Consider the following 21,216-nt stretch of genomic DNA (forward strand, 5'->3'; position numbering starts at 1 on the left):
CCCGGACGACGGGAGTTGGCGGCTCGAGCGTGTGGTGTACAGACCTGAAGGCAGTGATCCCCTCGAGTCGGCTGTTCCAGAAGGCTGGCTGGTTCGCCTCGGTCCACGGGGGGCGTGGGGGTGCAGATCGTGCCGCGGCTCCAGCACGCGAAGTCGTCCACCCCGGTGCTTTTGGCGCCACCATGACACGACCGGAGTATCTGCGTGGCTCGTACCGAGAGCGAAACCTGCGGTCTCGACCAGGTGACCGCCGTCGACCGCTGACACCGTGCGCTTTGGCGCGTGGAGCCCCTCCGGCGGCTGTACCGACTGGCACTCCGAGCGGCCGGTCTCGGTGCCTCTGGCGGTGACGCGCACCCGCCCTGTCGTAGTCGACGATCCGCTGGGCCCCGGGCACCGACAATGCGTCCCGGCTACCGGTCCAGCAGGTGGTGCATGACGTTTTCGGGGATGGCGGGGTTCGCGGCGGCGCCGGCCGCGGTCGCGGTGTGGTGCAGGAGGGTGGCCAGGACACGAGTGGGCAGGCGCGGATCGGCAGCCGCCTCCTCCCGTATGCCGTGGTGCGGGTCGTCGAGCATTCGAATGACGGATGCGGCGGACAGGCGCTGGTCGCGCAGGGCACGCCAGCGGACACCTGAGTCCGGGTCCCGGCTGAACCGCTCCACCAGATCGGCGGTCGACTTCGGGTCGAGGAGAGCGAGCTTGCGCCTGCGGGGGTCGGGGTCGTGTGTGTAGCGCAGGGCCCCCTGCCGAGGGAAGTTGGGGTGCTCGATCATCCGTGCGGCTGAGTAGCCGTTCCAGCTCTGCGCCATCTCCAGCAGTACGTCGGCTGGAGCCTGAGCACAGTGTTCGGCCAGGAAGAGCCGGACGACCCAGTCCTCGTCGTGCGCCAGCAGGTCGACCACGTCGGGTGGCAGATTCCTCGCGCACGCGGCGCTGCGGCGGAGCATCACGTGCGCGGAGGTGGCACAGCGGCGCATGGCCTCCTCGTCGTTTTCCAGGTCCCGGACCCACGGGAGAGGATTGCAGCGCGCGCTGGGGTCGAACACGACGTCTATTTGGGAGCGTTCCGCTTCCGTGAGGTCCGAGCGGATGGAGACCAGCGAGCGAACGCCGGGCTCCGGGTCCCGGCCGAGCAGGGCCACCAAGTCGGTGTCCAGGTTGGGGTTCTGTGCGGCGGCGCTGCGCAGAACGGTCTCGCTTCCGTGGACCAGATCCTCGGCCAACTCACGGGCGAGAACGCAGGTACGGGCAGCGCGTTCCCGCCGCCCGTCGCTGGGGAGTTCGACGAAGCCGGCCGCCGAGAGCGGGGTGGAACAGTGGTACCGGAGGAAGGCTTCTGTTCGCACGTCGGCGTCCGGGTCTGCGAGGAGGGCTGCCTGCACCGAAGGGGTCAGGTGATTCCAGGCGCGTGGGGCGGCCACCTTGCGTACCTGGGGGTCCGGATCGGTGGCGAGCGCGGTGAGATGCCGCACCGGCAGGTCGCGGTGGAGGGCCAGTTCGGCGCGCACGCCCGGGCTGGGATCGGCGGCGAGCTGGGTGTACGTCGCGGCGGTGAGCGTTGATTGGTTGGCTACTGCGCACGTGAGGAGGATCCACCGGTGATTTGGCTCGGGATCGTGGAAGAGTTCGGCGCGCTGTTCGGCGTTGAGCAACCATCGCTCCGCCAACGCTTTGCGCACCCGCCACTCGGGGTGCGTGATCCAGGCCCCGACCACGTCTTCGGGGAGTTCCCGGTAGATGAGCCAAGACGAGAGCCGCTCCTCGGGAGCGACGTCGAGGAGACGCAGCAGCACGGACGAGGAAGCACGGCGGTTTCTGGCCAACCCCTCCCGCCATGCTTCCCGCAGCCTGGCCGAGGCGGTCTTCCTCCGCAGGATGGTGTTCCAGTCGGTTTCCCGCTCCTTCGTGCTCTCCGCGGCCCGGGCCTGAGCCGACGACTCCAGCCAGTCGCTGAAAGGGGTGATGGCGAGGAACCAGACCGCGTACTTCTCGGTGGTGACGCCCAGGACGCTCTCTCCGTCCAAGGACATCGCCACGAATGCCGGTTGGTCCGCCTTCGGGCCGAGAAGACCGGCCAGGTCCCACTGCTCCGTCAGCCGCACTCTGGTCCAGTGGCCGTGCTCGCAGCAGGTGGAGCCCTGGTCGGCGAGGCTGATCAGGAACTCTCCATCCGTGTTGATCACATCGTGCTCAACGGCGATTCGGTGCCACTGCCGGTTCAACTCGGCGACCAGGTCGGCGTGGTTGTCCGGCACCGCGAGCGTGGGCTCTGTTCTCCCCGAGATCACAGGGCGCCAGGCGGCCGCGGTGGGCCGCGCATCGGAGACCCGGCCGTGCCCGACCACCTCCAGGCCGGCGCGGCGGAGCAGTTCGCTCAGTTCACTCTTCCCACCCGTCATGACGGTCATCTTCCTCCACGATCAGTGCGGTGGGTCCGGGAACCTGCTGGAATCGGATGGGTAGGTAGCCGGCGCTGTCAGAGGCGTCCGCAATCGATGCGTCTGTCGACTTCATAGACCGTCCGGCCTCCACTCACGGGATGAACGTGGGACGTCAACAGCATCGGTCGGATACAGCATGAGGGCCGCGTCTACCTGATGGCGGTACTGCTCAACGGCTGCAGCACCCAGGAGGTCGGCATCAGCATCGTGGAGCAGGCGACGCGCGCGTCCGCGGCAGCGTTCTCCCGGGCACTCAAGGAGAAGTCCGCCACCTGACGCCCCGGACTGCCGTCCACGAATCACGCCCGCCCCCTTTCGCACGGCCTCCTACTTGAACGGCTTCTCGCAGGCTTGGCTTCCCACGACGTGCTGCATCAGGTCCTGGATGTAGGCACGCGATGCCTCGCTCAGGGGCGACTTGTCGCCGAACACGGACTGCAGCAGGCGTATCTGGTCTTCCGCGGTGGTCTGGGTGATGCNCGGTTAGGTCGGGGTGGGCGGGGGTTGAGCTGGGGTTATGCGTTCTGTGTGGGGCGTGGCGGGGTGAGGTGTCGGTAGTTCTGGCATGTAATGGCTCGTTTGGTGTTTTTGCTGGTCAGGGCTGTTTGTGCTGGTGGGGTGGATGGTTAGCGGGTGCGGGGGCGGTGGTGGGTTTCGGCGAGGTGGTCGAGCGTTACGGCGTCGAGGGCGCCTTTGGTGATGCCTTCGGTGCCGTCGCAGATGGCGGTGATGGCGGCTTGGCGGATGAGTCTGGTGAGGGATCCGATGCGGCCGGCGGTGCGCTGGTGGAGGTAGGGGGCGTGGGCAGGGATGGTGCCGGGTTTGTGTTGGTGGAGGTCGAGGGCGTTTTCGATGTCGGTGATGACTTCGCGGAAGGGTTCGCGGGTGCTGTGCCGGGCGGGGAGAGGGCCGCAGTCGACGAGGGTGGCGCGGCCGGCGAGTTGGGCGCCGCGGGTGTCGGTGAACAGGGGTGTGTCGGTGACGTTGATGCCGGCGTAGACGAACGTGGCGGGGAGTCGTTCGGTGAGGTCTTTGATCAGGTCGGCGGTCTGGGCGCCGGTGGTGGTGCGGGGGTTGAGGCGGTGGATTTCGTCGATGAGGACGAGTTGGACGCCTGCGGCGGTGTAGGTGTGGCAGACGGCGTCGGTGATCTGGGTCTGGGTCATGCGGGTGGTGACGGGGATGCCGAGGTAGCGGGCGAACTCGGTGATGAGGGTTTTCGCGGTGGCGCCGGGCGGGACGAGGACGTAGGCGACGGGTGCCGCACTGTGGGCTGATCCGGGGGGTGCGGGGTTTTTTCGCAGGTGGGCGAGGTGGTAGGAGCGGCCGACGTTCAGCAGGGCGGTGGTTTTCCCGGCCGCGGCGGGGCCGGTGACGATGAGGGAGGGCCGTGCGGTGGTGTGCTGGTGGCGGCCGAGGATCATCAGGGTGCGGGCCTGGGTGGCGAGCTGGCTGAGGGCGGGGGTGCGGATGGTGACGAACGCGGAGTGGTAGGCGAGGCGTTCCTCCGTGCTGCGGGGCGGGTCTTCGGGTTGGGGTGGGGCGGGCGGGTCGGTGGTGGCGAAGCGCTGCCAGCCCTGCCAGGTGGTCAGGGGCCAGGACGGCTCGGCCGTGTTGCCGCTGTCCGCGTCGGCCGATGTGCTGCCCGGATGGTGCGCTGCGGGGTGGGGGCGGGGGTTCACCACTTGTCGGCCTCCTCGTGTGCGTCGTAGAGCCCGTATCCGGTGGCCGCGGCGGGGCGGGTGCCGTCGTCGGGAAGGTCGTCGGAGAGGTTGTCGATGCTGTCGTCCTCGTCGGGCTGCGCTGGTTCGCCTGTGGCGGGTGCGGTGCCGTGGTGAGGGTGCCGGGCGGCGGGGATCGGCGTTGTGGTGGCGCGGGCGAGGAGGGCTTGCTCGGCGGTGGTGGCGTGGCCGCTGTGGACGCGGCGCATCAGCTGGTCGAGGGCGTCGGCGAGGTGGGCTTCGTGCTGCTGGCTGTCGTCGTGGTGGCTGAGCTGGGCGTGGGTGCGGATGTGCTGCCAGGTGTGGTCGTTGAACGGCTGATGGACGTGGTCACGGTGGATCCACGGAATCTCGGTCAGCTCGACGTCGGGCAGCCGTACCCAGATCTGGCGGACGTCGTGGGGGTTGTAGTGGATCTCCCATTTCCCGCCTCGGCCGGCGACGGGGGAGGCCTGGCCGCGGTAGGGGGCGAGGAGATCGGCGTCGTAGGTGCGGTGGTGGATGGTGATGCCGGCGGGGGTGATGGCCTGCCAGCGCACGGGCAGCAGTTCGAGGTAGTCGCGGCCGGTCAGTGGGACGGGCACGTGTCCGGCGACGGCGATGAGCGCGGCCCACATCTGGTTCGGCGTGAGCGCCTTGCGGGGCATCAGCGGGTGGCGCAGGCCTTCGTGGGGCCGGTGGTGGTAGTGCACCAGCCACTCATCAAGCAGGTCTTGCAACTGGACGACGCTGTAGCAGGCGTCTTTCTCGGTGTCAGGGCCGCGGCGAGTGACGTCAGAGCCGGTGTAGCCGGGCAGGTGCTGGCAGAACAGGTGGTTGATGGTGCCGAAGGTCCGCTCGACGATGCCTTTGGCGGTGGGGGCATGGGGCGGGGCGGGCTGGACGCTGATGCCGAGGTGTTCGCAGGCGGCGGTGAACGCGGCGGAGACGAACACTTTGCCGCGGTCGACGACGATCGTCTCGGGCAGGACGATGGGCCTGGCCGCCGCGCCGGCCAGACGCTCATCCAGTGCGGCCAGCCGCTGGTGGGGGAGTGCGGGGGCGTGGTCCATGCGCAGGACGCCGGGCCAGGTGGGCCGGGCCGGGTGCGGGACGGCCATCTCCGCGAGCAGCAGGGCGGCGTCGACGGCCTTGGTCGCGCTGGGGCACAGCACGGCGGCGAGGATGGCGCGGGTGGCGACGTCGACGGCGATGGTGAGCTCCGGGCGGGCCAGGTGCCCGTCGTCGAAGAGGGCGAGGACGTCCAGGCGGGTGGTGTCGACCTGCACCTGTTCACCGGGGCGCAGCGCCATGGCGGGGGTGAAGGCCCGCCCGTCGACGCTCGCGGGCACCTGCCTCACGGGCCCCGTGGGCAGTTCGCCGGGCCGGGCGAGGTTGGTGACCAGCCGGTACAGCGTGGCCTGGGACGGTGTGGGCACCGTGCCGGGGCCGTGCCGGTCCTGAAGGATCTGGTTGATCAGCGGGAAGACGCCGTTGATCGTGCCGCGGGAGCGGCCACGGCGGCGGCGCAGCGCTTCACGGACGGCGGCGACGACCCGCTCGTCGGCCCGCCCGGTGGGGCTGGAAGCACGGGTGGTGCGGTGGTCGAGCAGCCCCCACAAACCTTGTTTGCGGTAGGCCAGGCGCATGCGCTGCACTGTGGTGCGCGCCACCCGGCCGAAGCCGAGCGCGGTCAGCTCTTCCGCTTTGGCCTGCTCGCGTTCGGCCAGCGTGTGCCGCTGCGGGTCGTACTGCGGCCGGACCGTTCCTTGGCTGCCGGGCCCTCCGGTGAGGCCGCATTCGACTTCTCGCACGTGCCGCTGCCAGGCCAGTGCCTTCTCGCGCGCCGAGGCGGGTGCGGGTCTCGAACAGGCCCCACTGCGGTGCCGCCTGAGGCGCATCGGCGCCGATGACGGTGAAGCCGGGGTCGGCGAACAGGTGCCCGGCGAGCACGGCCTGGCCGCCGCCGTCCGGGCCGACGAGGCGGATGTCCTGCCCCGACAGGGCGACCACCTGCCACGTCACGCCACGGAACCGGACGCGCGCACCGACCTTCACAACCGGCCGGGCATTGCGCCGCGCGCTCACCGGGCGCCTGCCGTCTCGCCCGGGCTGCCCGAGCCCCGCGGGCTGACGAGGACGCGTTCGTGCAGCGGCGTTGTGAGGTCTGCCGTCAGCTGTCCGTGCCACAGGGCGTGGAAGACGCACGGGAGAACCTCGATCGGGTCGCCGGCCGCTTCGGCGCCTTCGTTCAGCGGCTGCGGCCGCGCGAATACCTCAACAACCGCCGCCGCCAGACCGGGGCGGCCGGCGTTGCGGGGGTGGCGGTAGCCGGCCAGCCATTTCAGGTTGGCGGCCAGCACGTCATCGAGCGGCGGCAGGCGCCGGTAGGTCCAGCCGATGTCCGCGCACGCCTGCGCAACCGCCTCGGCGCCCCTTCTCGCGCGTTCCCCGCCCGCATCGGGGTGGCCGGGGCAGTCGGCGAGCAGCGCGGTGCCGTCGGCACGGCGGGCGAAGAGCTGCGGCACCCAGGAACGCACCTGCCTGCGGCGATTACGCCACAGCAGCCGCACTGGCCGCCCCGCCAGCCCCGTCACGCCAGGATCGCGGTCCAGGACCATCAACTGGGTGCGCATCGCGTTCGACCCCGCAGCGACGTGCCGCCCGGTGGTCGCCGACCACCACAGTCCCGGCCCCCAGCGCCGCCCCGGGACCACCGGGAACGCCGACACCGGCGCCAAGTCCTCGAACGCCACGGTCAAAGCGGCATCCGCCCACCGCTGCTGCACCGCCTGCCCCACCGGGTCGAGGAACACTGCCTCGAACCCGCCCGCCTGGTCAACGGCCGCTTGCCCTGCCCGGCTCTGGGGCCGGGCAGCTCCTGTGCTGGTCACCCGCGTCAGCCAAGCCGCTCCCGCCCGCCCGGACTGCTGTTTTCAGTGTTTCTGCCACGAACGAGTGCCGTATCAGCTAACAGCCGACTTCCTTCTGGCGCAGTGCTCTCAGCGGTCGTCTTCCTGCCTGTCCGCGGTCAGCATTCTTCGGAGCACCTCGACGGGCAGGTCGACCCACCGGGCCACCTCCTCAAGCGGCACCCCGCCGTTCACCGCCGCCACCGCGGTCCGCTTCCAGGCGTTCTCGATCAGGCCGGCACTGTGACCGAGCCCGCGCAGCAGCCGCTGGGCGACCTCGGCGGTCGGGCCGGTCTGCACCCCGCGCAGCTGCAGCAACTGCTCCTCGGCGCTGTCGATCGTGCTGGTGATCAGCCTGCGCTGCTCGGCGGGCACCGCAGCCCGCCACATCGTCCCCGAACCGGGCACCTTCTTCTCCTTGCCCAGCACCCGCAACTGCCCGGCCATGGTCGCGGCCCGGTGCTCCTGGCGCAGCCACCACGGGTCGTTGTCGTACCCGGGCGGCCCGCCGGCACCACGGCGAAGACGGATGACACTGCCCATCCAGGCGATGAGCGGCCCGCCGTGGTCCGTCGCGGCCAGCGGCCCCAGCCATTCCCGCCCCAGCCGCTCCCCGAGCCTGCGGCAGAACATCCCATCGGCGGGCAGCGCCCGCGGCCGCCCGGCACCGCTGTCCACCCACACCAGCTGGGCCATGGCCGGATCCAGCAGCGCCTCTGCCACCGCCACCACTTCGGGGAAGACGACCGCGTCCCGCCCCACGATCCGCCACCGCTCCAGATCACCCCCGGCATCCCCGCCCGCGACCTGATGCAGGCGCCACGGCCAGATCGTCTCCCGCTCCCAGCCGTAAGCCTGCTCCCACCACCGGGCCACCACCGCCTGCGCCAGCGCGAACACCCGCTCCGGCTCCGTACCGGCCCGCAGCGCCCGCCGTGATACCGAAGCCCACCGCCGCTGCGCTGCAACCACCTCCGGCAGGCCCCGCAGATCGAGGTGCTCCAGCGGTTGGCCGGCGTCCGCGTCCAGCAGCCACCGCCCATGCCGCACGCACACCCGCTCCCACCGCGGCGTGTACCGCACCACCCGCACGGCCGCCCCCGTGCGCCGGGCCGTGCACAGCCGGCAGCCGAACGCCACGGGACCGGCCACCGCGCCACCGGTACGCCACAGCCCCACCGGATCACCAGTCTCAGCGCGCAGCTTGGCGTCCCCTTCTCCCCAGGACGGCAACGCCCGTGCCAGCACGTCTTCCTCGACGCCGCACATGCCTGCCAGGAGCCGGCGTCCGGCCGTGTTCAGCAGCACCTCGGCGTCGGCCCGCATGCCCCCGCCCTCGTGCCCGGGCGGGTAGTTGCGCCACTTCCAGCAGGCCCGCAGTACCTTCGCTTCCATCCCGTAGCGGCCTGCGATGCGGCAGATCAGCGACGAGGTGGTTTCTCCCTGCAGGGGAGCGGTCCGCAACAGGCCGGGGTGGTGGGTCACTCCACCACGGTCTCGTGTCCGTCGTCCCGGCGGGCGCTTTCGCGCGACTGCGCAGCGGAATCCAAGCAGGCCGGATCCCTCGCACTGGCTGTGGAGAGTGATCTCTTTCGCGCACTGCTCTCGGTCACCCGAGACCGCCCCAGCGGGTTCCGTTCCAGTGCACGGAGCTGTCTGTCTTTCCTGGTTCCCACAGGGGCCGCAGCGCACGAACCCAAGTGCCGCGAGGACGGGACACAGGACAGGTGCGACCTTGTGGCTTGGGGTCGGTAGTGGTGAGAGTCGGTGGTGCTGGTCTGGTGGTGTGCTGTGTCGGCGCTGGTCAGTGGGGTGTTGGGGCGGGATCGGCACTGTCATGTGGCGAGAGCCTGATGGGCGGGGTCACTGTCGTGAGGCTTTATCTGATGGTGGGTGATGCTGTCTCAGGTTCGTGAGTTCTGATGCGGTGGGGCGGGCTGGGCCGGTGTGATCGTGGGGTGGATCAAGGTAGAGGGGCCGGCCGGGGGGCTGTGCTGCCGAGGGCGTTGGTGGTGCGTCGTCTGCTGGAGCGGCAGCAGGCGGGGGAGCTGGCCACGCGGCATGTGCGTGCGGTTGCTGAGACGGTGGGTGTTTCGGAGCGTACGGTCTGGCGCTGGCTGGAGCAGGCGAAGGCGACGGGGCGGGCGGAGGGGCCGGTCCGGCAGGGATACGTGGTGTCGGACGAGGTGTGGGAGCTGCTGGGCGAGGCGGGGGGCAATGTCTCTGAGTTGAGGCGTCGGCTGGTGGCTGCCGGTGGTGAGGTGCCCATTCCGTCGATGTCGACGTTGAGCCGGGTGATCCGCAGGGACCGCCGGGCGGGGCGGGCTTTGCTGACCGGGCGGGAGGCTGAGGTGGCCGGGTCGCGTCGGCCGGATCCTCTCAGTGAGCTGGGGCTGGACGTGGTGGCCGAGAAGGGCGTGGGTGGGCAGGTGTTTCTGCGGGAGCAGAAGCACCTGGCGCAGGTCCCGGTCCTGGTTCCGGATGCCCAGGTGGTGCACACGCCTGCCGTTCGGTCGGTGCTGCGGACGGTCGCGCACGCGGCCGCGGTGGGGGCGGTGGTGTGTTTGTACGGCGACGCTGGCCAAGGCAAGACCGTCGCGTTGCAGTACGCCCTGTCCCAGCTGCCGCATCCGGCCAGGGTCCGTCGGGTCCATGTCGGTGTGCACCCGACGGTTCCCGAACTGCGCCGGGTGCTCGCAGACGCCCTCGAGCTGGGCAGGCGTCTGCCGCGCGGGGCGGGGGAGGCCGACCTGATGCTGGTGAACGCGCTACGACAGCCGCGTGTGCTGGTACTGGACGAGGCACAGCGCCTTCCGGGGCCGGCGCTGGAGTTTCTGCGCGGGCTGTGGGACCACCCGGACACGGACACGGCGCTCCTTTTGGCGGGTGCGGGCAGCGAGCGGGCGCTGCGTCGGGTGCCCGCGCTGGCGTCTCGGGTGCTGACCTGGGAGTTGGTGCCTCGTCTTCGCCCGGGCGAGGTGGCAGCGGCGATGGCGGCCTTCCACCCGCTGTGGGAGGTCGTGAGCGAGGACGATGTCGTGTGGGTGGACGAGCATGTGGGCCACGGCAATTTCCGGACGTGGGCGAAGCTCACCTCGCACCTGACGGCCGAGATCTACGGCAAGAGCCGTGCGGTAGTGGACCGCCGGTTGTTGGAGCGGGCCTGCGCACGGCTCATGGGGCCGCTGTGACCGGCGCCTCCGGTCCGGGAGAGGTTGGCGGCCACGAGGACGGTCCGCACGCGCGGGGAGGTCTGCCGGTCTCCTCCCTGTCGGCGCTGCGCGGCCCTGCCGTGCGCCGGCTGCTCGCCCTGCGGCAGGACCAGAAACTGACGACCCGGCATGTACGGCTGATGGCTCAGTCCTTGGAAGTGACCGAGCGCACCGTGTGGCGGTGGCTCGCCGCTGCCGAGCGTGACGAGGCCGCGGCCGCGGAGCCCGGGGCGCGGGCCCAGAGCAAAGACCGTTTCTCCGTCACCCCCGAAGTGCGCCGCCTGCTGGCCTTGTGGAAGGGCAACGTCGCGGCGGTTCATCGTGAGCTGACCGCTCGCGCGGCCAGGGGCGAGGGGGAACCGCCTCCGTCGATTCCGACGCTGCACCGGGCGATCCGTCGTGATCTGACGCCGGGGGAGCGGGCAGGGCTCGCGGGAGGGGAGCGGGCGGCGCGCAAGCACGATGTGTTCCTGGCCCGGCCGCGGGGCTGGCGCAACCAGGTGTGGGAGACCGACCACATGCAGGCCCCGGTGCTGGTCGACGTCGACGGCAAAGCCCGCAGGCCGTGGATCACCTGGTTCACCGACTGCGCCACCAACGCGATCACCGGCGTCGCGGTCACGCCCGGGCATCCGTCGCGGGAATCGGTGCTGGCCGCGCTGCGCTCCGCGGTCCTGCGCGATGACCCCTACGGCCCGTTCGGCGGCGTGCCCGAGAAAGTGCGGGTGGACCGTGGCAAGGACTTCCTGTCCAGGACGGCAACCGCCGCGTTCGATCTCCTGGACGTCACCGTGGAGGACCTGCCCGCCTACACCCCGCACCTCAAGGGCACGGTGGAGGGATTGAACCGGGCGGTGGAGAGCATGTTCCTGGCCGCGCTGCCCGGCTACGCCCGCCAGCCGCGCCCCGGCAAACGGGCTTCTCGTCCGAAGGACGAAGTGCTGCTGGGCTTCGAGGACTTCACCGCCCGGCTGCTGGCCTGGACGCTGTGGTGGAACACCGAGCACTGCCCGGCGCCGTTGCGGGGCAGGACTCCGCTTGAGGCGTGGCAGGACGATCCCACCCCGCTGCGGGACGTGCCCGCGAGGGATCTGTGGACGTTCACCCTGGAGGACGCTGGCACCCGCACGCTCACCACCCGCGGTATCCGCTTCAGGAAACGCGACTATGTGGGGCCGTGGATGACCGGCCAGGCCGGTATTCAGGTCCGTATCCGCTTCATGCCCCACCACGACCACCGCATCGAGGTCTACCACGCGGCCACCGGCCGCTACCTGGGCCCCGCAGACCTGGCCGACCAGGCCACCGAGGAACAGGTCAGCGCCGTACGGCGAGCACGGGCCGCCCGTGCTCGCCGCCTGAAGAAGGACCTGGAGGCCTCGCAGCGCGAGCGCTACGCCGCCGTGAACCAGCCCGAGGCGCCTCAGCGGCTCGGCGCGCTGACCGGTGTGCAGGCCGAGGCCGAACTCTCCCAGAGTGCCGACTCCGACCTCGCGCAACTCGCGCTGCCGGATCTCATCCCGCACGCCGCGCCCCCGGCCGACTGGCGCACCCCGGCTTCCCTGGCCGCGCTGACCACGCCAGGCCCGCGCGTCCCGCACCCGCCCGGCCGTGATGGCGCTTCCGCCCCGTACGGCCGCGACAGGCGGGCCGCACGTCCCACCACCGATGAAGACGGAGACGCCTTGTGACCGCGGCCACCTACCAGTACGTCGACCTGCCCGATGCGTCCGTGGTCACCACCCGCGCGCTGCTGGCGGCGCGGGAGAACATCGCCGACACGGTCGCGGCCCGCGCGATGATGTGCATCCACGGCGGCGCCGGCTTCGGCAAGACCCTTGCCGTCAACACCTGCCTGCGCGCACTCGAGCCCGGCGAGGACGTCCGCAAGATCACCTTCAGGGCCCGTCCCACGGCCCGTGCGGTGCGCTACGAACTGTTCACCGCGCTCGACCTGGCCGGCGACCCGCCGCGCCACCCCAGCGAGTTCGACCGCCTGCTGAAGACGGCCCTGGCCGACCGTCCGCGTACCTTCCTGGTGGACGAGGCCCAGTGGCTTAACGGGGAGGCGTTCGAGTACTTCCGCTACCTGTGGGACGAACCGGCCACCCAGCTCGCGATCATCTTCGTCGGCGGCGAGGGCTGCCACACCGTGCTGCGCCGTGAGCCGATGCTGTCCTCCCGTGTCTTCATCTGGCAGCACTTCACCCGTCTCACCTCCGGCGAGGTCCTGGAGGCGATCCCGCTGTTCCATCCCGTCTGGGTCGGCGCCGACCCGGACGACATCGCCTTCGCCGACCGGCACGCCGCGCACGGCAACTTCCGTGCCTGGGCCCAGCTGACCGCCCATATCCGTCTGGCCCTGGCCCGTACCGGCCGGCCGGGTGTGGACCGGGACCTGTTGCGGTGGGCCTTCAGCCGGCTGGGCCCTGCGGCATGACCGGCACCCGCGGCAGAGACCGTGACGGTCCCGGGCACGAAGCGGGCACCTCAGCACAGGAAGAGTGAGGGGTATGGGAGTGATGGATCCGATCAATGCCCTGGGCGAGGTCGGTGTCGATGTCCTGGTGTGCGGGACGGTGTGCTCCCGGCGTCCTGATCCCCGCCTGCTGCGCACCCGGGGGCGTCCGCCCTGCACGGTGGTGGTGGACCGCGAAGACGATGTGCGCATCACCCAGACCGCCCTGGCCTCGCACAACCCGGCGGCCGGCCACTTCGTGGTCCATCCCACCGTCGCTCCGAGCGGCCGGCTGCTGTGGCAGGACATCCTGCGGACGCTGGGCGCACGCGTCGATGCCCGCGCCGGCCGGGAGGCACAGGAGGACGCCGTCCGCGTGGCTCTGCGCGCCGCGGGCCCGTGCCAGGTGACGGTCCTGCGTGCGCACCGGCTCGGCCTCGGCCGGTGGGCGGACCTGGTCCACCTGCACCGCACCACCCCTGCCGAATTCGTTCTCGTGCACCATGCCGCACTGCCACGCGACCTTGCGCATCTGCTGCGCCACTGTGATCACCGCATCGTCGACACCTTCACCGGCATGGCGAGGCTGCACCCGCCGGCACCGGCAGGGCCAGGGCCCCGATGCCAAGGAGCGGGCCCCCGCCCGTTTCCTCACGTGGGCAGCGGCTGAGGCCGGAGGCCGGCGTCGCCTGGCCACTGTGCACCGGGCCGTCTCAAGGGCGGGGCGTTCCGGCCGGGCGCATGCGGGCGGCCCCCGGACCCCGCGGGAGCCGCCCCGCACCCCCACCGCACAAGGAAACAACGTTTCGTTGTTTCCTTGTGCGGTGGGGGTAGCATGCCGGCATGGCAGATGAAGCCCACGGCCCAGCCCGCGCGCAACTGTCCGCGATCGCGGAGGATCCCGCCGCGCTCTGGGCTCCGGCGCACCGCCTGGAACAGGACGCTGCACTGCTGGGACGTCTGCTGGCGGCCGCCGCCGGCCACCGGCAGGACGGTGGGCAGCGTCCTGACGTGAGCGCCGACGAGGTGGCCGCTGGGCTGAGTCTGTTCGAGGAGATGCGCGTGGCGCTGGACCGGCTGGAGACGCAGGTGGTCATCGAGGCCCGGCGCCGGGGTATGGACTGGCGGCAGATCGCCGGGCATCAGGGCCTGAATTCCTCCCAGGCGGCTTCCCAGCGCTACCAGCGGCTGGTGACCCGTCTGGAAGAAATCCGTCAGGGCGTCCGGTAGGAGAGGGGCAGTCATGACGGATCAGCCGCAGTCCTTGTTCAGCGCCGTCGACGCGCTGCTCGCCGCCGTCGACGGCGGTGGTGTGCTGCCAGCCCTGGACGAGCGGGTCCGTCTGCGTGAGGCGGCCGGACTGACGCAGGCCGCCGTCGCACAGGCCCTGGGGGTGCGTGTGGCCAGCATCGAGGCCTGGGAAGCAGGCCGTGCCGAACCGAAAGCCGAACGCCTCGAGGCCTACCGCAGACTCCTGGAGGGCCTGTCCCGGCGTTTCCCGGCGTCCGCCGCGCCGTCCGGCAGCACCGAGGCCCCGCCGCGGCCGGACCCGGGCGCCGCCCCGCCCTCCGCACCTGTGGCACCGTCCCCCGTACCTGTGGCACCGGCCGCCGCACCTGCGGCACCGTCCCGCCCGGCGGCGCCTGGCAGACAGCCGGCCCGGCGTACGGAGGGGAAGCAGAGTGCCGCCTGCCTCCACACCGCCCCGGCCGGTGGCACGGACCCGCGGTTCGCGAACGGCCCGCTGGCGGTCGTCGACGTCGAGGACGGGCAGGTACGGGCGTACTGCACGGGCGGCCTGGTCCTGGACGTGCCCGCCAAGTCCCTCCCGGCCCTGGTCGACTGGACGCTCACGGAGGCCAGGCTCGGTCAGCCGAAGCTGTCCGGGCCGGGCAAGGACGCCGACCCGCTGCTCGTGCTCACCCAAGCCGCTCTGGAGCGCTACGGCATGCCCGTCACGCTCACGGACGAGGAGCGGCTCGCCGGCCGGATCCCGGAGGGGCACAAAGCCGTCAAGCAACTCGCCCGCGCGCAATGGAAGCTGACCAAACGCGGCTTCGGCCCGTGGGCGCGGATCTACCGCCCCGCCACCGGTTCGGAGCGGGCCTGCGTGCAGTTGTGCATCCCCTCCTGGAACGCGCTGGACGCCCGGCACTGGGGCCACGCCGGGCAGCTCCCGCCGGCCGAACTCGCCCGCGTCCTGGGCGTGTACGCCTCAAGGGTGATGACCCCGCGCGGTTCGACCGCGGTCACCGGCCTGGAGCTGATGACCGCGCTGCACCCGCCGACCCGCGCTTCCCGGCCTGACGCCGATGGCAAGCGGTACTCCGAGCACAACCCCGGCAGTCTGGGCCAGGACCCGGTCGGCTGCGCGCCCTGCGAGGCCCCCGACGGCCACCCGGTCCTCAAGGACCTGCCTCGCTTCCATGTGCGCGGCCCTGGCGAGAAGCTGTTCGAAGAGGCGTACGACTGGGCCCGGCCCATGACCGACGGCGAATGCATGCTGCGGTACCTGGTCGGCATCGACGTCAACATGGCCTTCGCCGCCGGAGCCAACGGCCTGACCGTCGGCCTGGGCGAGGCGACGCACGTCAAGGCCCCGGCTTTCGACCCGAAGCTGCCCGGCTCGTGGCTGGTCGACCTGTCCCACATCGATCTGTCGAGGGTGAAAGTCGGCAAGGAGTGGGTGGAGCTGGACGGCAGCCTGCTGCCCTCCCCGTTCACGCCGAAGGGCGAACGCCCCGAGGGGCCGGCCTGGTACGCGACGCCCACCGTCGCCTACGCGGCGGAACTCGGCTATGAGGTACGCCCGATCGAGGCATATGTCCGTCACGAAAGCGGCCGTTACCTGGACGGCTGGTACCAGCGGCTGCGGGATGCCTACCTGGCCACGATGGCCGACCTCGGCGTCGGTGCCGACCTCGCGCCGGCCGACTTCCTCGCCGCGATGGACGGCTACAAGGCCCGTGACCCTGAGCTGGCGATCGTCGTCTCGGCTATCAAGGCGACGGTCAAGGGCGGCCTGGGCAAGCTCCGCGAGCGCCCCCGGGGCGAGGGCTGGAAACCCGGCCAGCCGTGGCGCGCCCTGGCCCGCCCGACGTGGCGGCCCGACATCCGGGCGGCGGTCATCTCCCGCACCCGCACCAACCTGCACCGCAAGATCGTCAAGCACGCGGCGTTCACCGGCCAGTACCCCGTCGCGATCCTGTCCGACTGCGTCGTCTACGCCGCGAACGGACCGAGCCCGCTGGACTTCCTGCCCTACCGGGAGGGCAAGCCGCTGCCCGGCGGCTTCAAGCTCGGTATCAACCCGGGCCTGGTCAAGCACGAGGGCACCCAGACCGTCCTGTGGGGTGAGGAGGTCCGCGAGCGGTTCAACGCCCCGGAGCTCAACCTCGCCCGGTACATCAAGGACGGCACCGTCACCAACGCCGACAACGGAGAGTAGGAGTAGGCCACGATGAGCCTGTTCGGGGACGGTCTCGACCGCGCCGTACAAGGAGCGTTCACCCGCCCCATCCCCAAGTCGGCCGGCGCGCAGATGCGCTACCTGGTCAAACAGCTCAAAGGCACCCGCGCCGTGGCCGGCCTGCTCGGCATCTCCCAGCGCACCGTCGAGCGGTACGTCAAAGACCAGATCCGCCGCCCGCGCACCGACCTCGCGCAGCGCCTGGAGGACGCCGTCCGCGCCCGCTGGCAGCCCCGCATCCGCGCCCAGGCCCGCCGCCAGGCCGCCACCAGCACCGGCCTGGTCCTCGACACCCGCGCCCGCTTCGGCTTCACCGCCGCACCCGGCACCACCGACGACGCCCGCATCCGCCACCTCACCCTCGCCCTGCCCCCACACCACGCCGCCCGCCTCCTCGACGCCCAGGACCAAGGCGCCAGCGAACAGCAGCTGCGCGCCCTCGCCGCCGAAGCACTCGGCGAGGTCTACTTCCGCGACGGCGGCCGCCGCGCCGCAGGCCTTGAAGTCGAGTTCACGGACGTCGAGCACGTGGAGTTCGACCTGTAGGAAGTGTGGCCCGCGCATTCTGGGTCGGCGGCCGGTTGCCGAAGCACGATAGGCGTCACAGAGGCGGGCTCGTTGTCACCAGGAGCGTCTCTGGGACTGATGAGCTTGCGAGTTGACGAATCGGGTGACACCGGTCTGCGGCGGTGATGATGATGCTGGCATGCGCAGACCGAATCTGGACGCTGATGCCTGGACCTCCGCCGCCGACCCCCTGCTGGCACTGGCCGAGCAGGAGTTGGCGTTCTACCAGCGCAGGCGGGATGCTGCGCGGCGCGCGCACCGCGCAATCGAACTTGGTGCGCTGACCAGCGCTTCCGCGACGGTGGTAGCAGCTGGTCTGCATGCCTCGGCGTGGGTGACGACGATAGTGGCCGGGGTCGCTCTGTTCTGTACGGGGTTCCGACAGGTCTTCGCCCCTGGTCCCCGCTGGGTGCTGGCGGCTCAGGCCCGGGAGTCCCTGCGCCGCGGGGTCAACCGCTACCGGCTGCTTTCAGTGAGTGAGCGGGATGACCAGGCGCGGGCCCTGTTGCTCGCTGCCATTGAAGAAGTGGGCACCGAGCAGGTTCGCCAATGGGCAGGGGGCTACGAGCAGACGTTCATCGGGCCGTCGCCCACCCAGCCGCCTCCCGTCTGACCTCGGGCTCTTCCGGCACGTGACCAGGGCAGTCCTCACTCGAGGCCATCGTGGGGCAGGATTTCGACGGCGGCCGCAGGTAGTGACAAAACACGTGCCAGCAATGTTCCGGAAGCGAGCAGAATCGGACGGTGGCGTCATCGTTGCAGTCAGCGAGCACCCGGTGCGTGCACCTATTTCAATGGGCCTTAGGATCGGTGGCCATGGCGGGACGACCCACAACTGATGCACTGCAGCGAGCGCAGGGTAAGCGGCTGGCCCTGCACCTGCGTCGGCTCAGAGCGCTGCGTGGCTGGAGCCGTGCGCAGCTGGCAGATCTCGCGGGCATCTCACCGCGGACACTGGAGCGCATCGAGGCTGAGTCCACGTCCAATCCCGGACTGTTCACTGTGGCGGCCCTGGCCGACGCCTTCGATGTGTCGGTCGACGAACTGGTGGCGGAAGCGCGAGGTACCGCAGGAGCCGGGATCGTGTCGGCCGGGTACGAGGGGCGGAGCATCGAGGAGTTCGTGGAGCAGTTGCTGGTGCGCAACGTCAGGACGGTGGCCGATGTGCGGCTCACGCCTCTCAGCCGCAAGCCGGGCTTCAGCAAGACCAAGCTGACCGACGCGCTCACGGAGGCCGGGATCGGCTATCGGCATCTGCGGGCTCTGGGCAATCCCAAGGAGAACCGTCCGCCGTTCTGGGAGGGACGGGCCGCGGAAGGACGAGCGGTCTTCCGAAGCCTGCTCGACCAGGATCCCGCACCGCAGGCGCTCGACGAACTCTTCGATCTGGCGGCGAAGGAGACCGTGGCCGTGCTGTGTTTCGAGCAGGACGAGGACCGCTGCCACCGGAAGGTCATCTGTGACATGGCCCGGGCCGATCACGGCCTGCCGGTGGCCTCACTGGGTTAGAAGAGCTGGAACCGGTCCATCACCCCGCGCGGCGGATAGAACGCCCCCAGCAGCATGAACTGGCGAGGCCGCTTGTGCAGGTTGCCGACGAAAAAATGCAGATCCTTGCGCGGGCCGGCGATCTCGGTGAACCAACGCTGATGGATCTTCTCTTCCAGCACACCCGGCGCGTACTGGCGACGCCACTTCAGGTAAGCCGCTCCCGCCTCCCAGTCCAGCAGCCCGATCTCATGCCCCTTGCAGCGCTCATCACTGCAGCGGAAGCTGTAGACGAAACGGTAGGGCAGTGCCTCCAGCGACTTGCGTTCCTGGTCGAAGATGTTCATCTGCGAGGCCATCATGTCCTGCCACGCTGAGCGGTCGTCTGCCTTGACCAGCCGAAGGCTCTTGATCTCAGCTGGCCGGAACACTCCTAACGATGTCTTCTTCGCCTCCTGGTCCCGTTTGATCTGACACAGCGAATCCGCGACGAGTGGACGTACCCACTCAGCCCGCCGTTCCCAGGACCTGTCGCTGGGTATGTGGCCGACGACCTCCAACGAGTCCAGCACCGGTCGCCGGCTCTCCGGCCGGTCATCTCGGGGATGGCCTGTGACGTCGACCTCGACGATGTCGTACTTGTGAAACTGCTTGGACTGCTCCATATCCCTGAACGGAACCGGGAAGAGCCGCACGTGCTCCGGCTGCTCCGTGTCCATCCGGATCCCGGCGACGCACACCGTCTCGTTGTACTGCCGCGACAGCGTCGGGTACGCCTTCACCGTCACCATCACTCGGATTCGCTCAGCCCCCACAGTTCCCCCTCCGTGTGCCCCTTGGACCAGGATCAACCTGACTCCCACGGCAGTGGAAGAGCGCGCGCAGAGAACCGTACGGTTGGGCAGGGCTGGCAAGGACCCATGTCGGCGATCGTGCGGCGGACCATCGACTTGGCCATGACCATCTTCGTTTCGAAGCCGGCCGTGTCGTCGACGTCGGCCCGTCGGCAGCGTTCCCGGCCGCCGGTCCTCGACGTGGGCAGATACAGCCGCCGGTAGATCAGGATGCGTCCGCGGCTGGTGGCGTATGCGAGGAAAGCGAAGCCGGGAAGCTGGGCAGGCCAGAGGCCGAACACTGGGGCCGATCCTGAGGGGGCACGTTCTCGCACTTCAGCATCAAACGTGCCTTGTCTGACCCTTGTCCCCGGGTGCTACAGCTGGCCTAGCCGGGTGTCAGTGTGGTGCGTGATGCTTGTCGTCCAGTACCGCAGGTTGCGCGGTTCACTCGTCGGGTGGGGAGCATCGAATGGTTTCTGAGCGGCCGCGTGAAGCAGAGGGACAGGACCGGCGGCACCAGGCGAACTTGGAGGCATTCGTCTTGAGGGCACGGCGGGTGGCAGCTCATTCGCTGGCGGCCGATAAGGCTACGTTGACGTCTCTGGCGAGAGCTCAGATGCACATCACGGTCAAGGAGGACGGGTCCGCGCAGTTCCGGCAGGATCTACCGCCTGAGGAACAGGGGCCTTCCCCCGTGAAGGTGGGCACGCGGTTATTGATCACGCGGCGAGCGTGAGTTTAGCGGTGTGGTGTCGGCGTTCGTATTCGTTGGAGCTGAGGTGGCCGTTGGCGGAGTGCCGGCGGCGGGTGTTGTAGCGGGTCAGCCAGGCGAAGACGGTCCTGCGGCAGGTGCCGGCGTCGCCGTAGTCGTGGGCGCCTCGGAGAGTCTCGCGTTTCAGGGAGGCGTGGAAACTCTCGCAGGCCGCATTGTCGGCGCTGGTGCCGACCGCGCCCATCGACCGGGTCACCCCAAGCCGGTCGCAGAGGCCGGCGAAGGCTTGGGAACCGTATTGGGCTCCGTGGTCGGAGTGGAACACGGAGCCGTCCAGGCCGCCCCGGGTCGAGGCTGCCATCCGCAGTGCATCGGCGACCAGACTGGTGCGCATGTGGTCGGCGATGGACCAGCCGACGACCTTGCGGCTGAAGCAGTCCAGCACGGTCGCGAGATAGAGGAACTCCCCGTTTCCCAAAGGGAGATAGGTGATGTCGCCCATGTATTTCCGTCCCGGCTCGGTGGCGGTGAAGTCCCGCTGGAACAGGTCCGGGACGGGTGAGGCTGCCGGGTCCGCGACGGTGGTGCGGACGCGTCTGCGCAGGCGGATTCCGGTGATGGAGAACGTCTGCATGATCCGGGCGACCCGTTTCTCGTTGACCCGCCGTCCCTTCTCGCGGAGCTCGGCCGTGATGCGCGGGGAGCCGTAGGCGCCGCCGGACTCGCCGTGGACCTGACGGATCTCCTCGGCCAGGACCTGGTCCTGGTGCTGCCGGGCGGCCCGGGCCTCGGCGCCGGCGAGCCACTTGTAGTAGCTGGACCGGTTCACGTCCAGGACCTGGCAGAGCCGCTTCACCTCGTAGGTGTCCCGGTGGTCGTCAACGAACTGGAAGCGGCTGATCACCAGTTCGTCTCTCCGGCGAAATACTTGGCCGCCTTGCGGAGGATGTCCCGCTCGGTGGCGAGCTTGCGCTCACTCGCCTCGAGTTCGGCCACCCTCGCCTCCAATTGCCGGACCCGCTCGTCGGGATCAGCGGACGGTACCGCCTCCCGCGGTCGGGCGGCCGGCTTCGCAGCCGCGGCGGTGACGCCACGGCGTTCGCGGTCCCGCAGCACCCACTCCCGCAGGGTCGCCCGGTTGACGCCCAGGTCGGCGGCGATGCCCTTGTACGTCGCCCCGGGTGTGGACTCGTACAAGGCCACGGCATCGGCCTTGAACTCCTCCGAGTAGTCCTTCATCGCCATCGGCGGTCTTCTCGCTTCCTCCGGATCAAGCAGATCCAGTATCAGCGTGTCCACCACTCAGGGGGAGGCCCCCAGGTCGAGTCTGCCGCTGCCCGCGTCAGGCCTCTCCTGCTTGAGGGGGAGGCTTGCTACTACAACAAAGCGCTGAAGGCTCTAAATCACTTCGATCGGTC

The 21,216-nt window shown here is 70.2% G+C and carries 16 protein-coding genes and 1 pseudogene; 9 read left to right on the forward strand and 8 right to left on the reverse strand.

What is annotated here, in order from left to right; genetic code table 11:
* Positions 1 to 413 precede the first annotated feature (413 nt).
* The 5 genes from ABS735_RS17795 to ABS735_RS17815 all read right to left on the reverse strand — a co-directional run bounded on the left by ABS735_RS17795 (position 414) and on the right by ABS735_RS17815 (position 8,541).
* Entirely contained in the window at positions 414 to 2,402 is a 1,989-nt protein-coding gene (locus ABS735_RS17795; RefSeq protein WP_373905168.1) for a PE-PGRS family protein, read from the reverse strand.
* Between the two features lie 668 nt (positions 2,403 to 3,070).
* Positions 3,071 to 4,036 carry a TniB family NTP-binding protein gene (locus ABS735_RS17800; protein ID WP_373906189.1) on the reverse strand — a complete coding sequence of 322 codons (966 nt, stop codon included), beginning with the start codon at positions 4,034 to 4,036 and terminating at the stop codon, positions 3,071 to 3,073.
* 86 nt (positions 4,037 to 4,122) lie between these two features.
* Positions 4,123 to 5,958, reverse strand: coding sequence for a Mu transposase C-terminal domain-containing protein (locus ABS735_RS17805; protein WP_373905241.1), 1,836 nt, complete (start codon positions 5,956 to 5,958; stop codon positions 4,123 to 4,125).
* A gap of 270 nt (positions 5,959 to 6,228) precedes the next feature.
* Positions 6,229 to 6,960 (reverse strand): TnsA-like heteromeric transposase endonuclease subunit, encoded by a 732-nt coding sequence (locus ABS735_RS17810; RefSeq protein WP_373905240.1) that lies wholly within the window; start codon positions 6,958 to 6,960, stop codon positions 6,229 to 6,231.
* A 186-nt stretch (positions 6,961 to 7,146) separates the two neighbouring features.
* The gene (locus tag ABS735_RS17815; protein ID WP_373905239.1) at positions 7,147 to 8,541 is read right to left on the reverse strand and encodes a TniQ family protein; all 1,395 of its coding nucleotides are present in this window, start codon (positions 8,539 to 8,541) and stop codon (positions 7,147 to 7,149) included.
* 527 nt (positions 8,542 to 9,068) lie between these two features.
* Here ABS735_RS17815 and ABS735_RS17820 point away from each other — a divergent pair.
* From ABS735_RS17820 to ABS735_RS17860, 9 genes are all read left to right on the forward strand, one after another.
* Positions 9,069 to 10,247 (forward strand): AAA family ATPase, encoded by a 1,179-nt coding sequence (locus ABS735_RS17820; RefSeq protein ID WP_373905238.1) that lies wholly within the window; start codon positions 9,069 to 9,071, stop codon positions 10,245 to 10,247.
* 101 nt (positions 10,248 to 10,348) lie between these two features.
* Positions 10,349 to 11,959: a Mu transposase C-terminal domain-containing protein gene (locus ABS735_RS17825; protein ID WP_373906188.1), complete on the forward strand. Its 1,611-nt coding sequence runs from the start codon at positions 10,349 to 10,351 to the stop codon at positions 11,957 to 11,959.
* Positions 11,956 to 12,708: an AAA family ATPase gene (locus ABS735_RS17830; RefSeq protein WP_373905237.1), complete on the forward strand. Its 753-nt coding sequence runs from the start codon at positions 11,956 to 11,958 to the stop codon at positions 12,706 to 12,708. The genes ABS735_RS17825 and ABS735_RS17830 overlap by 4 nt, the downstream gene beginning before the upstream one ends.
* Before the next feature lie 82 nt (positions 12,709 to 12,790).
* Entirely contained in the window at positions 12,791 to 13,396 is a 606-nt protein-coding gene (locus ABS735_RS17835; protein WP_373905236.1) for a hypothetical protein, read from the forward strand.
* Between the two features lie 173 nt (positions 13,397 to 13,569).
* Positions 13,570 to 13,956: a hypothetical protein gene (locus ABS735_RS17840; protein ID WP_373905235.1), complete on the forward strand. Its 387-nt coding sequence runs from the start codon at positions 13,570 to 13,572 to the stop codon at positions 13,954 to 13,956.
* A gap of 13 nt (positions 13,957 to 13,969) precedes the next feature.
* Positions 13,970 to 16,174, forward strand: coding sequence for a telomere-associated protein Tap (gene tap / locus ABS735_RS17845; RefSeq protein WP_373905234.1), 2,205 nt, complete (start codon positions 13,970 to 13,972; stop codon positions 16,172 to 16,174).
* A gap of 12 nt (positions 16,175 to 16,186) precedes the next feature.
* Positions 16,187 to 16,741: a telomere-protecting terminal protein Tpg gene (tpg, locus tag ABS735_RS17850; protein WP_373905233.1), complete on the forward strand. Its 555-nt coding sequence runs from the start codon at positions 16,187 to 16,189 to the stop codon at positions 16,739 to 16,741.
* Between the two features lie 160 nt (positions 16,742 to 16,901).
* Entirely contained in the window at positions 16,902 to 17,375 is a 474-nt protein-coding gene (locus tag ABS735_RS17855) for a DUF4231 domain-containing protein (RefSeq protein WP_373905232.1), read from the forward strand.
* A 203-nt stretch (positions 17,376 to 17,578) separates the two neighbouring features.
* Complete coding sequence (locus tag ABS735_RS17860; protein WP_161378133.1) at positions 17,579 to 18,271, forward strand: DUF488 family protein, N3 subclade; 693 nt, start codon at positions 17,579 to 17,581, stop codon at positions 18,269 to 18,271.
* On the opposite strand, the gene ABS735_RS17865 is transcribed toward ABS735_RS17860, so the two are convergent.
* From ABS735_RS17865 to ABS735_RS17875, 3 genes and pseudogenes are all read right to left on the reverse strand, one after another.
* Complete coding sequence (locus tag ABS735_RS17865; protein ID WP_373905231.1) at positions 18,268 to 19,041, reverse strand: hypothetical protein; 774 nt, start codon at positions 19,039 to 19,041, stop codon at positions 18,268 to 18,270. The two genes, ABS735_RS17860 and ABS735_RS17865, sit on opposite strands and share 4 nt — an antisense overlap.
* 122 nt (positions 19,042 to 19,163) lie before the next feature.
* A pseudogene (locus ABS735_RS17870) lies at positions 19,164 to 19,346 on the reverse strand (IS701 family transposase); the annotation flags it as partial.
* Positions 19,347 to 19,805: 459 nt separating this feature from the next.
* A protein-coding gene (locus ABS735_RS17875) for an IS3 family transposase (protein WP_373905230.1) occupies positions 19,806 to 21,043 on the reverse strand; the annotation gives its coding sequence in 2 pieces (ribosomal slippage) (positions 19,806 to 20,717 and positions 20,720 to 21,043; 1,236 coding nt in all).
* Between the last annotated feature and the right edge of the window lie 173 nt (positions 21,044 to 21,216).

The sequence above is a fragment of the Streptomyces sp. MMCC 100 genome (genome assembly GCF_041538145.2).
Taxonomy (GTDB): Bacteria; Actinomycetota; Actinomycetes; order Streptomycetales; family Streptomycetaceae; genus Streptomyces.